Source organism: Pseudonocardia sp. TRM90224, from assembly GCF_021245725.1.
GTDB lineage: Bacteria > Actinomycetota > Actinomycetes > Mycobacteriales > Pseudonocardiaceae > Pseudonocardia.
The window spans coordinates 171,790-183,725 of the sequence record NZ_JAJGSX010000003.1 but is presented as its reverse complement, the minus strand read 5'-3'; the positions used below and the strand labels follow the sequence as shown (position 1 = coordinate 183,725).

Annotated in this window: 11 protein-coding genes; 7 read left to right on the top strand and 4 right to left on the bottom strand. The window is 70.8% G+C overall.

The annotated features are described in order from the left end of the window. Positions 1–29: 29 nt before the first annotated feature. Positions 30–458: a DUF5318 domain-containing protein gene (locus tag LL648_RS05075; protein WP_232661224.1), complete on the bottom strand. Its 429-nt coding sequence runs from the start codon at positions 456–458 to the stop codon at positions 30–32. Between the two features lie 177 nt (positions 459–635). Between LL648_RS05075 and LL648_RS05070 the strand changes: the two genes are divergently transcribed. The 5 genes from LL648_RS05070 to LL648_RS05050 all read left to right on the top strand — a co-directional run bounded on the left by LL648_RS05070 (position 636) and on the right by LL648_RS05050 (position 4,921). Next, on the top strand, positions 636–1,214 hold the full coding sequence (locus LL648_RS05070) for a PadR family transcriptional regulator (RefSeq protein WP_232661223.1): 579 nt from the start codon (positions 636–638) through the stop codon (positions 1,212–1,214). Between the two features lie 37 nt (positions 1,215–1,251). Beyond that, entirely contained in the window at positions 1,252–2,331 is a 1,080-nt protein-coding gene (locus LL648_RS05065) for an inositol-3-phosphate synthase (protein WP_232661222.1), read from the top strand. A 571-nt stretch (positions 2,332–2,902) separates the two neighbouring features. Continuing rightward, positions 2,903–3,511, top strand: coding sequence for a C40 family peptidase (locus LL648_RS45010; protein WP_308190244.1), 609 nt, complete (start codon positions 2,903–2,905; stop codon positions 3,509–3,511). Between the two features lie 181 nt (positions 3,512–3,692). After that, complete coding sequence (locus tag LL648_RS05055) at positions 3,693–4,493, top strand: SDR family NAD(P)-dependent oxidoreductase (RefSeq protein WP_308190243.1); 801 nt, start codon at positions 3,693–3,695, stop codon at positions 4,491–4,493. Continuing rightward, positions 4,490–4,921 (top strand): DUF1707 SHOCT-like domain-containing protein, encoded by a 432-nt coding sequence (locus LL648_RS05050; protein ID WP_232661221.1) that lies wholly within the window; start codon positions 4,490–4,492, stop codon positions 4,919–4,921. The genes LL648_RS05055 and LL648_RS05050 overlap by 4 nt, the downstream gene beginning before the upstream one ends. Before the next feature lie 9 nt (positions 4,922–4,930). On the opposite strand, the gene leuS is transcribed toward LL648_RS05050, so the two are convergent. Then, positions 4,931–7,798 carry a leucine--tRNA ligase gene (leuS, locus tag LL648_RS05045; protein ID WP_232661220.1) on the bottom strand — a complete coding sequence of 956 codons (2,868 nt, stop codon included), beginning with the start codon at positions 7,796–7,798 and terminating at the stop codon, positions 4,931–4,933. Between the two features lie 184 nt (positions 7,799–7,982). Here leuS and LL648_RS05040 point away from each other — a divergent pair, with 184 nt between their 5' ends. After that, positions 7,983–8,429 carry an SdpI family protein gene (locus LL648_RS05040; protein WP_232661219.1) on the top strand — a complete coding sequence of 149 codons (447 nt, stop codon included), beginning with the start codon at positions 7,983–7,985 and terminating at the stop codon, positions 8,427–8,429. A 33-nt stretch (positions 8,430–8,462) separates the two neighbouring features. Here LL648_RS05040 and LL648_RS05035 read toward each other — a convergent pair whose 3' ends face one another. Then, the gene (locus LL648_RS05035; RefSeq protein WP_232661218.1) at positions 8,463–9,071 is read right to left on the bottom strand and encodes a YqgE/AlgH family protein; all 609 of its coding nucleotides are present in this window, start codon (positions 9,069–9,071) and stop codon (positions 8,463–8,465) included. A 34-nt stretch (positions 9,072–9,105) separates the two neighbouring features. Between LL648_RS05035 and LL648_RS05030 the strand changes: the two genes are divergently transcribed. After that, complete coding sequence (locus LL648_RS05030; protein ID WP_232661217.1) at positions 9,106–10,437, top strand: MFS transporter; 1,332 nt, start codon at positions 9,106–9,108, stop codon at positions 10,435–10,437. A 29-nt stretch (positions 10,438–10,466) separates the two neighbouring features. On the opposite strand, the gene LL648_RS05025 is transcribed toward LL648_RS05030, so the two are convergent. Beyond that, positions 10,467–11,855 carry a CCA tRNA nucleotidyltransferase gene (locus LL648_RS05025; RefSeq protein WP_232661840.1) on the bottom strand — a complete coding sequence of 463 codons (1,389 nt, stop codon included), beginning with the start codon at positions 11,853–11,855 and terminating at the stop codon, positions 10,467–10,469. Positions 11,856–11,936 lie beyond the last annotated feature (81 nt).

The window sequence follows — 11,936 nt, the reverse complement described above, 5'->3', positions numbered from 1 at the left end:
CTCCCTCTCGCTGTGCTCGCTGAATCCTGTCACTCCGCTGCGGAGCGGCGACGATCGGACCGCCGGCGGCCGGACGTGGACCCGTCCTCGGGGGTGCCGCCGGTGCCCATCACATAGGACAGGACCAGGTGGTTCCAACTGCACGTTCGACAGACCTCCACCACGTACACGGAGAAGTCGGCGTAGTGGTTCGCCAGCTGCTCGAGCTCCTCCGGTTTGCGTGCGGATCCTGCTGCGTGTTTGAGCTCGTCCCCGAAGATCCAGGAGACCAGCGTGAGCCGTTCCTTCCGGCACACCGGACAGGTCTGTTCGCTCGGCTCACCGTGGAAACGGGCAGCGCGGAGCAGGTACGGGCTGGCATCGCAGACCTCTGCAACCCCGACCCGACCGGAGTGGACGTCGGCGAGCAGCGCCCGGCGCTGCAACGCGTAGTCGACCACCTGTCGCTGGGTGCGCACCCGGCCAGGGTACGCGTGACGCCGTTCGGGGTAGTCGGAACGCCTCGCATGACCCTCGGTCGGGAACTGTCAGCGGTGCGTGACGCCGGTCTCGACATGGTGCGTGGATGTATCGGCTCGATATAGTCGAGCCGTCTGACGACGCCGTCGTCGGGTCGTCGCCGGAAGGAGGCGGGCGTGCTGGAGCTGGCGATCCTCGGCCTGCTCCACGAGGCCCCCGTGCACGGCTACGAGCTGCGCAAACAGCTCGGGCTGAGGCTCGGCGGCTTCCGGGTCTTCTCCTACGGCTCGCTCTACCCGGCGTTGCGCAGGCTCATGAGCGCCGGGCTCATCGTCGAGGATCCCGGGCAGCCCCGCCGCGGCCGCCGTGTGTACCGCATCACGGCGGAAGGCAAGGAGCGCTTCACCGAGATGGTCTGCGGAACCGGCTGCCGCATGTCGGACGACGAGCACTTCGGTGTGCACCTCGCGTTCTTCTCCCGCACACCCGCCGAAGCGAGGATGCGGATCCTGGAAGGCCGCAGGCGCGCGGTCGAGGAACGTCGTGAGGGCCTGCGTGCCGCGCTCGCGCGGGCGAACGAACAGATCGACCGGTACACGCGCGAGCTGCACCAGCTGGGGCTCGACGCGAGCGAGCGCGAGGTGCGGTGGCTCAACGAGCTGATCGCGACCGAGCGCGCGGAGCAGGAGACCGGCGGCGTGGCCGGCACCAGTGCAGCAGGAAGCGAAGCAGGAAGCGAAGCAGAAGCAGAGTGACGAGTACGCGCAGGACGAGTACACGAAGGAGCCAGCCATGAGTCAGGTCCGTGTCGCTGTTGTCGGGGTGGGCAACTGCGCCGCGTCGCTGGTGCAAGGCGTGCACTACTACGCCGATGCCGACCCAGCCGCGCGCGTGCCAGGGCTGATGCACGTCGACTTCGGCGGGTACCACGTCCGCGATGTCACATTCGTCGCCGCGTTCGACGTCGACGCCAAGAAGGTCGGCCGCGACCTCTCCGAGGCGATCACCTCGAGCGAGAACAACACGATCAAGATCGCCGACGTGCCGCCGCTCGGGGTGCCCGTGCAGCGCGGGCACACGCTCGACGGGCTCGGCCGCTTCTACCGCGAGACGATCACCGAGTCGGACGAGCAGCCGGTCGACGTCGCGCAGGTGCTGCGCGACACGGCCGCGGACGTGCTCGTCTCGTACCTGCCGGTGGGCAGCGAGGCGGCCGACCGGTTCTACGCGCAGGCCGCGCTCGACGCCGGTGTCGCGTTCGTCAACGCGCTGCCGGTGTTCATCGCCTCCGACCCGGTGTGGGCCGAGAAGTTCCGCACGGCCGGCGTCCCGATCATCGGCGACGACATCAAGAGCCAGGTCGGCGCGACGATCACGCACCGGGTGCTCGCCAAGCTCTTCGAGGACCGCGGCGTGCAGCTCGACCGCACGATGCAGCTCAACGTGGGCGGGAACATGGATTTCCTGAACATGAAGGAGCTGGAGCGGCTGGAGTCGAAGAAGATCTCCAAGACGCAGTCGGTGACGTCGCAGATCGATCGCGACCTCGGCAAGGACAACGTGCACATCGGCCCGTCCGACTACGTTGCGTGGTTGGACGACCGCAAATGGGCATATGTTCGACTGGAAGGCCGGGCATTCGGCGATGTGCCGCTGAACCTCGAGTACAAGCTCGAAGTCTGGGATTCGCCGAACTCCGCAGGGATCATCATCGACGCCGTGCGGGCGGCGAAGCTGGCCAAGGACAGGGGTATCGGCGGGCCGATCCTCTCCGCGTCGAGCTACTTCATGAAGTCGCCGCCGGAGCAGTACAGCGACGACGAGGCGCGCGCGGCGGTCGAGGCCTTCATCCGGGGAGACGTCGAGCGCTGACCATTCCCGACCGCAACACTTCCTGCGGCCCCGGCTCGTGACACCAGTCACGACCGGGGCCGCAGTGCGTCCGGGAGGATCTCGGGGCCGGATTTTGCTTCGGATCTGCAAACTCTCGCTGCCGAGGGATCTGCTTCCATACCGGAAGGACTTTCACTCGTTCGCCGCAATCACGAAACCATAACAGATGGTTCTGCGACGCAGGTCACCCGGCAGTCGGGCACTCACCTTATGAACTCCTTAATCCCGCCGTTGTGATTCGTCCCAACGAGCAACCACACCGGTGAGCATCCTCACCGAATGTTGCAACGGTAATGAGAGGTTCATCATGGATTTACCCGTTATCAGTTCGTAGCCTCTTATGCGGCCCCACGAGCTGCCGCTCACCAGGAGTGACAGGCGTGGGGTCACCGCCGGAGAGGCGGGAAGTGGTGCCGCCTGCGACGACCGGGGCGGCGCGCTGTCGCTCCCCGTTCCGCGCTCCGTCCCCGACCCCCATCGGCGGACGGCGGAGGTGTGGGTTCCCCCGGACCCGCGCACTCGCCCGACGGTGCTACCCCGAGGACCATGAGTGCCCAAGCACACCCCATTGGCATCCCGTGCGGCCGTATTCGCCACCTCGACCGCCGCTGCCGCGCTCTTCGTCGTCATGCCGGTCGCCCCAGCGACCACGCCGACGGCAACCGCAACTCCCGCAACGTCCGCAGCCCTCGCGGTGACCCCCGCCGCGCAGGCCGTTCCCGTTGCCCCCGCCGCCGCTCCCACCGCGCCGATCACCCGGGTCGAACCGGTATCGGTCACGGTCAAGGCGGCCGTTGCGTCCGCCGCACCGACCGCCACCAGCTCGTCCGCGCTCAAGAACGCCATGAGCAAGATCGGCGCACCGTACGTGTGGGGCGCGACGGGACCCAACTCCTTCGACTGCTCCGGTCTCGTGAGCTGGGCGTACAAGCAGGTCGGCAAGCCGCTCCCGCGCACGAGCAAGGCGCAGTCGCAGGTCGGCACCCCCGTGTCGAAGGCCAACCTTCGCCCCGGTGACCTGGTGTTCTTCTACAAGCCGGTCAGCCACGTCGCCATATACATCGGCGACGGCAAGGTCGTGCACGCCAGCACGAGCGGCAGCCCGGTGAAGATCTCGGACATGAACCGCATGCCGTTCAACTCGGCACGGCGGGTCTGAGCTCCGGCAGAACAAGGTCCGTCAGACCGTTCCGCTCCTCACCGCCCCGGCCACACCACTCGGTGTGACCGGGGCGGAGGCATGCGTTACCCCGAACGGGTCGGAATCGTGGTCACGGCCGCATATAGTCGTGGTGCGGTGGCCGCGGACTGGCATCGCAGCGGCAGCGCGAGGAGCGCAGATGACCGAGCCTTCGCCGTCGGCACGGCGTGGCCAGGACCTGCGCCCCGTCGCGCTGATCACGGGTGCGTCCCGCGGTGTCGGTGCCGCGGTCGCCCGTGCGCTGGCGCCCAGCCACGACCTGCTGCTCGGCGGTCGCGACACCGCCGCGCTCGCGGCTCTCGCGGCTGAACTGCCCGGTTCCCGGCCGTGGCCCATCGAGCTGACCGACACCGTGGAGGTCGTCGAGGCGACGGGCGGCATCGACCGGCTCGACGCGCTGGTGCACTCGGCTGCCGTCGTCGCTCCCGGCACGGTCGCCGATACGAAGGCGGCGGTGTGGCGCCGCCACTTCGACGTGAACGTGGTCGCGGTCGCGGAGCTGACCCGGCTGCTGCTCCCGGCGCTGCGCGCGGCCTGCGGGCGGGTCGTCATCCTCAACCCGGGCACCGACCTGCGCGGGCAGCCCGGCTGGGCCTCGCTCGTCGCGTGCTCGCAGGCGTTGAGCGGGTTCGCGGAGGTGCTGCGTGCCGAGGAGGGGCCGCGCGTGCGCGTGACGTCGATCCACGCCGGCCATCTCGGCGCCCCGGCCGAGCCCGATGCCGTGCTGCGGCCGGAGTCGATCGCGGGTGCCGTGCTGCTCTCGGTCACCGCGCCGGACGACGCCGTGCTGTCCGACATGGTGCTGCACCCGGCAGCCCGCACCACATCCGACCCGTTTGCCGTGGTCGACCGCGAGACGTCCGACTTTCGTCGGACGCTGCCCGCCCAGCACGCCGCTACCGTGGAACGGGGGAGCGTGCGAACGGGGGAGCAACGATGAGCGATGTCGAGCACGGTGTGATGCGGGCGTCCGAGGCGGACCGCGCCGCTGTTGCGGAACGGCTCCGGCTCGCCGTCGACGAGGGGCGGCTCGGGCTCACCGAGTACGACGAGCGGCTGCGCGCCACCTACGCCTCCGCGACGTACGGCGAGCTGGACCGGGTCACCGCCGATCTCCCGGCGCTGCGCCCCGAGCAGCGGCCCACCGCGAAGGAAGAGAAGGCCACTGCCGAACGCAAGGAGTGGTTCGACGAGTGGCGTTCGTGGCTCGGCGGCGCGGTGATCATGCTGGCCATCTGGGGCGGGAGCTCGGTCGTGTCAGCCGAGCTCCAACCGTTCTGGCCCGCGATCCCGCTCGGGATCTGGGCGGCGATCCTCATCGCCTCCGCCATCGGCGGCGGCGGCGATTGCAAGAAGGACAGCAAGTAGAGCCGCCCCTCAGACCACCACGTTCACCAGCCGGCCGGGCACCACGATCAGCTTCCGCGGCTCCTTGCCCTCCAGTGCCGCGACGATCTTCTCGTCGGCCAGCGCCGCCGCCTGCACCGCATCGGTGTCGGCGTCGGCCGCCACGGTGACCCGCGAACGCACCTTGCCGTTGACCTGGATCGGGTACTCGACGGTGTCGGCGACCAGCCACTTCTCGTCGGCGACCGGGAACGGGCCGTGCGCCAGCGAGCCGTCGTGGCCCAGCACCGACCACAGCTCCTCCGCGATGTGCGGGGTCAGCGGCGCCATCATCAGCACCAGCGGTTCCGCGACCGAGCGGGGCACCCCCCGGCCGGCGTAGGCCTTGGTCAGGTGGTTGTTCAGCTCGATCAGCTTCGCGGCGCCCGTGTTGTAGTGCAGCGCGGTGTAGTCGCCGTGCACGCCGGCGATGGTGCGGTGCAGCACGCGCTGCGTCTCGTCGTCGGGCACCTCATCGGTGACCCGGGACGCGCCGGTGCGCTCGTCGACCAGGTTGCGCCACACCCGCTGCAGGAACCGCTGCGAGCCGACGACGTCGCGCGTCGACCATGGCCGCGAGACGTCCAGCGGCCCGGTGGACATCTCGTACAGGCGGAACGTGTCGGCGCCGTAGCGCTCGCACATCTCGTCGGGCGTCACCACGTTCTTCAGCGACTTGCCCATCTTCCCGTACTCCCGCCGCACGGGCTGGCCGTTCCACGTGAAACCACCCTCGGCGGCCTCGACGACCTCCTCGGCCGGGACGTAGACGCCACGGGCGTCGGTGTAGGCGTACGCCTGGATGTACCCCTGGTTGAACAGCCGGCGGAACGGCTCGTCGGAGCTCAGGTGGCCCAGGTCGAACAGCACCTTGTGCCAGAACCGCGAGTACAGCAGGTGCAGCACGCCGTGCTCGATGCCGCCGATGTACAGGTCGACACCACCGGTGTCGTCGGTGCGCGCCGGGTCCTTGCCCATCCAGAACTTCTCGACCTCGGCGTCGACGAAGCGCTCGTGGTTCTCCGGGTCCAGGTACCGGATCGGGTACCAGCAGGAACCCGCCCACTGCGGCATCGTGTTCGTCTCGCGACGGTACTTCCGCGGCCCGTTGCCCAGGTCCAGCTCGACCTCGACCCACTCCGACGCGCGCGACAGCGGCGGCTCCGGCTCGGTGTCGGCATCGTCGGGGTCGTACGTCTTCGGCGAGTAGTCGTCGATCTCGGGCAGCTCGACGGGCAGGTGCGAATCCGGCAGCGCGACCGGCATGCCGTCCTCGTCCCAGACGATCGGGAACGGCTCGCCCCAGTAACGCTGGCGGGAGAACAGCCAGTCGCGCAGCTTGTACTGGACGACGGCCTCGCCCGCGCCGCGACCGACCAGCCACTCCGTGATCACACGCTTGGCGTCGGCGACACCCAGACCGTTCAGGCTGACGTCGGCGTTGGCGGAGTTGATCGCCACCCCCTCGCCGATGTACGCCTCGCCCTCGAAGCCGTCGGACGGCTGGACGGTGCGGATGATCGGCAGCCCGAACGCAGTCGCGAAGTCCCAGTCGCGCTGGTCCTGGCCGGGCACGGCCATGATCGCGCCGGTGCCGTAGCCCATCAGCACGTAGTCGGCGACGAACACGGGGATCTCCCGGCCGTCGACGGGGTTGGTGGCGTACGCGCCGGTGAAGACGCCCGTCTTGTCCTTGTTCTCCTGGCGGTCCAGGTCGGTCTTGCGACCGGCGGCCTCCCGGTAGCCGGCAACGGCCTCCCGCGGGGTGGCCGCGCCGCCCGTCCAGCGCGCGTCGACGCCGGCGGGCCACTCGGCCGGCGCCAGCACGTCGACCAGCGGGTGCTCGGGCGCCAGCACCATGTAGGTGGCGCCGAACAGGGTGTCGGGGCGGGTGGTGAAGACCTCGATCGCCGCCTCGCCGCACGGGAAGCGGACCTGGGCGCCCTCGGAGCGGCCGATCCAGTTGCGCTGCATCGACTTGACCGAATCGGGCCAGTCCAGCCGGTTCAGGTCGTCGATCAGGCGGTCGGAGTACGCGGTGATCCGCATCATCCACTGCTTCAGGTTGCGGCGGAACACGGGGAAGTTGCCCCGCTCGCTGCGCCCGTCGGCGGTGACCTCCTCGTTGGCCAGCACGGTGCCCAGCCCGGGGCACCAGTTGACCGGCGCCTCCGCGATGTAGGCCAGCCGGTAGGAGTCGACGACACCGCGCTGCTCGACGCTGGTCAGCTCGCACCAGCCGCGGCCGTCCGGCGTGCGTCGCTTGTCCTGCGCGAACTCCGCCTCCAGTTCCGCGATGGGACGGGCGGTCTGGCGGGCGGGGTCGTACCAGGAGTTGTAGATCTGCAGGAAGATCCACTGGGTCCAGCGGTAGAACTCGACGTCGGTGGTGGCGACCGAGCGGCGGTCGTCGTGGCCCAGGCCCAGCTGCCGCAGCTGCGCCTTGTACCGCAGGATGTTCTCCTCGGTGGTCTTGCGCGGGTGCGTGCCCGTCTGCACGGCGTACTGCTCGGCCGGCAGCCCGAAGGCGTCGAACCCCATCGCGTGCAGGACCGTGCGGCCCTTCATGCGCAGGTAGCGACCCAGGACGTCGGTGCCGATGAAGCCCAGCGGGTGCCCGACGTGCAGCCCGGCGCCCGACGGGTACGGGAACATGTCCAGCAGGTAGAACTTCTCGCCCGTGATCTCGTCGGGGGCGGCCAGCGAGCCGGTGGGGTTCGGGGCGTGGAAGGTGCCCTCGGCCTCCCAGCGGTCCTGCCAGCGGCGCTCGATGGCGGCGGCCAGCGTCGCGCCGTAGCGGAAGGGCAGCGCCTCGCCGTCGATCGCCTCGGGGGCTGCTGCGGTCGTGTCCGTGCTCATGTCCCACTCCTGGGAAGTTCGGAAGGCGGCCGTTAAACCAGAAGACCCCTCCGCCATCAGGGCGTGAGGGGTCGGCCGCGCCGGGTGAAGCTCAGATCGGCGCGGCCTCGGGAAGAAGTCGCCGGGCCACGCAGCCAGGATAGCCGCCCGCGTCAACGACGATGTCGGCGCATACGCTGGATCCGTGCCACTCCCCGTTCAGATGGTCGTCGGGTCGCTGCTCGTGCTCATCGGTGCCGCGCTGGTCACCGTCGCCGTGCTCGGAGTGCGCTCGGTGCTGCGTCGCAACCGCTGGGTCGGCGTCCGCACCCGGGAGACGCTGCGTTCCGACGCCACGTTCGCCGTCGCCAACCGGGCCGCCGCCGCACCCGTCGGGGCGGCCGGCGCGATCGCCGTGCTCGGCGGCATCGTCCTGCTGGGCGGCGCGGGCGGCGCGCTCGTCTGGATCGTGCTGGTGGTCAGCGTGCTCGGCCTGCTGGTGCTCACCGGGGTCGGCGGAATGGTCGGCGACCGGGCCGCGGCCGCCGTCGAACCGCCCACCCCGCCGGCCGCGTGCGCCGGCACCTGCGCGGGCTGCGAGCTCGTCGCCGGCTGCCGCCCCGAGCTGGTCAAGGACGCAGCCGGCTCCTGACCCCGAACTTCCCCACCGTGGGGAGATTTGGGGTCAGTTCTGGCGGACGTCGATCGGGTAGGTCGCCAGGAGCGCCAGCGGCATGCCCTGCCGGCGCAGCACCTGGCCCCACAGCCCGGTGTCGCGGCCGGTGAGCACGTCGTCGGGCAGCGCCGGCACGACGATCCAGTCGCCACGGGCGATCTCGGCATCGAGCTGCCCTGCGTCCCATCCCGAGTACCCGGCGAAGACGCGCAGGCCGCGCAGCCGGTTCACCAGCGCGTCGGGGTCGCCGTCGAGGTCGACGAGCGCAACCGGCCCGCGCACGGTGACGAGCCCGCCGACCTTCGCGGGGTCGTGCCCGGTGCGCACGGCGGCGAGGCACAGCGCCGTCTCGCCCTCCACGGGGCCGCCGACGAACACGGAGTACGGCTGGGCCGCCAGCGGCGCCCACGTGGGCAGCACGTCCCGCACGGCGACCTCGCTCGGGCGGTTCAGCACGACACCGAGACTGCCCCGCCCGCGGTGCTCGATGATGTAGACGACGGAACGTCGGAAGTTCGGATCAAGCAGCCCGGGCGACGCGACCAGCAACGTTCCTGGCGCGACCTCGGACCCATCACCGGAAGTCGCTCCGGAGCGGTCGTCCACCACATCCCACATATTTGCACCCGCCCCTGCGCGTAGCCTTCGCACCGTGCCGACGCCGTCAGCGACGCCTCCCGAAAAGGGGGCGACAGGGGAGCGGCTCGGCGTCGGCAGGCTCCTGCGCACCCGCGGGTACCGGCGCCTGCTCGCTGTGCGGTTCGCAACGCAGTGGGGCGACGGCATGTTCCAGGCCGCGCTCGGCGGGGCCGTCCTGTTCAACCCGGAGCGGCAGGCCGACCCGCTCGCAGTTGCGGCGGGGCTCGCCGTGCTGCTGCTCCCGTACTCGCTGATCGGCCCGTTCGCCGGCGCGCTGCTCGACCGCTGGGACCGCAAGCGGGTGCTGATGTTCGCGAACCTGCTCCGCTCGGTGCTGGTGCTCGTCGTCGCCGCGACGGTGTTCAGCGGGGTCGTCGGGCTGCCGCTCTACCTCAGCGCGCTCGCCGTCGCCGGCGTCACGCGGTTCGTGCTGGCCGGGCTCTCGGCGTCGTTGCCGCACGTGGTGCCACGCCAGCACATCGTCGAAGCGAACGTGCTCGCCGTGACGATCGGCTCCGGCATGACCGCGCTGGGCGCCGCGACGGCCATCGGGCTGCGAATCGTCGTCGGCAGCGGCGACACCGGCTCCGGGGTGACGACGGCCATCGCTGTGCTCGGCTCGCTGCTCGCCGCGCTGCTCGCCGCCGGGTTCCGCAGCGGCCTGCTCGGCCCCGACCGCACGAACGAGCACCCGAAGGCGATGGTCGCGGTGGCCCGCGGCTTCGTCGACGGCGCGCGGGCGACGTTCTCGAACCCGACGATCTCCGCGTCGTTCTTCGCGCTCGGCGCGCACCGCCTCGCGTTCGGGATCAGCACGCTGCTGAGCCTGATGCTCTTCCGCTACGCGTTCACCGACGACGGGCTGATGCGCGCCGGGCTGCCCGGCATCGGCGAGGCGGTGGTCGTCGCGGCAGCCGGGCTGCTCACGGCCGCGCTGGTCACGCCGTGGCTGGTGCGGAAGTGGGGCCGGCCGCGCACGGTCCGGGTCGCGCTGGTCGTCGCCGCGGTGACGCAGCTGCTGCTCGCGGCGTTGCTGGCGCTGCCGACGGTGCTCGCGGCCGCGTTCGTGCTCGGGCTCGCCGGACAGGTGGTGAAGCTCTGCACCGACGCCGCCGTGCAGACCGACGCGGGCGACGAGGTGCTCGGGCGGGTCTTCGCGCTCTACGACGTCGTGTTCAACGCCGCGTACGTGCTGGCGGTCTCCGCCGCCGCCTTCCTCAGCCCGAAGGACGGCCACTCGCCGGCGCTGTTCGCCGCGGCGGCAGCTGTTTACGTGGTCGGCCTGCTGGTGCACAACCAGCAGCTGCGCCGCCGGCGGGTGGTGGCGGCGACCCCGCCTTCCTGAGCGACCCGACCCAACCCGTCCGGGAGGTCTCAGCCGATCCCGTTGGCCTCGGCCCACGCCTTCAGCTCGGCCTCCGCCTCGTCGTGGGTGAGCGGCCCCCGCTCCATCCGCAGCGCGAGCAGGTGCTTGTACGCCTTGCCGACCAGCGGTCCCGGTGGGATGCCGAGCAGCTCCATGATCGCGTTGCCGTCGAGGTCGGGCCGGATCGCGTCGAGCGCCTCCTGCTCGCGCAGCGCGGCGATGCGCTCCTCCAGCGAGTCGTAGCTGCGCTGCAGCGCGGCCGCCCGGCGCCGGTTGCGGGTGGTGCTGTCGGAGCGGACGAGCTTGTGCAGCCGCTCCAGCAGCGGCCCGGCATCGGCGACGTAGCGCCGCACGGCCGAGTCGGTCCACTCGCCGGTGCCGTAGCCGTGGAACCGCAGGTGCAGGAACACCAGCTGCGAGACGTCGTCGACGATCGCCTTCGAATAGCGCAGCTCACGCAACCGCCGGCGCGTCATCTTCGCCCCGACGACCTCGTGGTGGTGGAAGCTCACCCGCCCGTCCGGCTCCTTGCGCCGGGTGTCGGGCTTGCCGATGTCGTGCAGGAGCGCGGCGAGGCGCAGCACGAGGTCGGGCCCGTCGGTCTCGCGTCCGATCGCCTGCTCCATGACGACGAGCGAGTGCGTGTAGACGTCCTTGTGCTGCATGTGCTCGTCGATCGCGAGGCGCATGGCCGGCACCTCGGGCATTACTTCCTGGGCGAGGCCGGTGTCGACCATCAGCTCGATCGCGCGGCGCGGGTGCTTCCCGAGGATCAGCTTGCTGATCTCGACCTGCACGCGCTCGCGGGTGATCCGCGCCAGCTGGCCGGCCATCTCCGTCATCGCGGTGACCACGCGTGGGGCCGGGGTGAGGCCGAGCTGCGAGACGAACCGCGCCGCGCGCAGCATCCGCAGCGGGTCGTCGCCGAAGGACACCTCGGGCGGGCCCGGCGTGTCCAACGAGCCGGACGCGAGCGCGGCCAGCCCGTTGTGCGGGTCGACGAAGCGGTGCCCCTCGACGGTCAGCTCGACGGCCATCGCGTTGACGGTGAAGTCGCGGCGGACGAGGTCGCCCTCGATCGTGTCGCCGAACGCGACGACCGGGTTGCGGCTCACGCCGTCGTAGGCGTCGGCGCGGAACGTCGTGACCTCGATGGTGTCGCCGCGCTTGCGCGCCCCGACCGTGCCGAAGGCGATCCCCGTGTCCCAGGTGGCGTCGGCCCAGCCGTCGAGCAGCGCCTTGACGACCTCGGGGCGGGCGTCGGTGGTGAAGTCGAGGTCGGTCACGTCACGCCGCAGGAGCGCGTCGCGCACGCTGCCGCCGACCAGGAACAAGCTGTGGCCGGCCGCGGCGAAGACCGCCGCGATCTCATCGGCGACCGGTGGGACCTTGACCATCTCCACGACCACATTCTCCTGGGCACGCACGAGGTCGGGGGGAACGGCGGGAGCAGACACGACGGGCCATTTTAGGGTGTG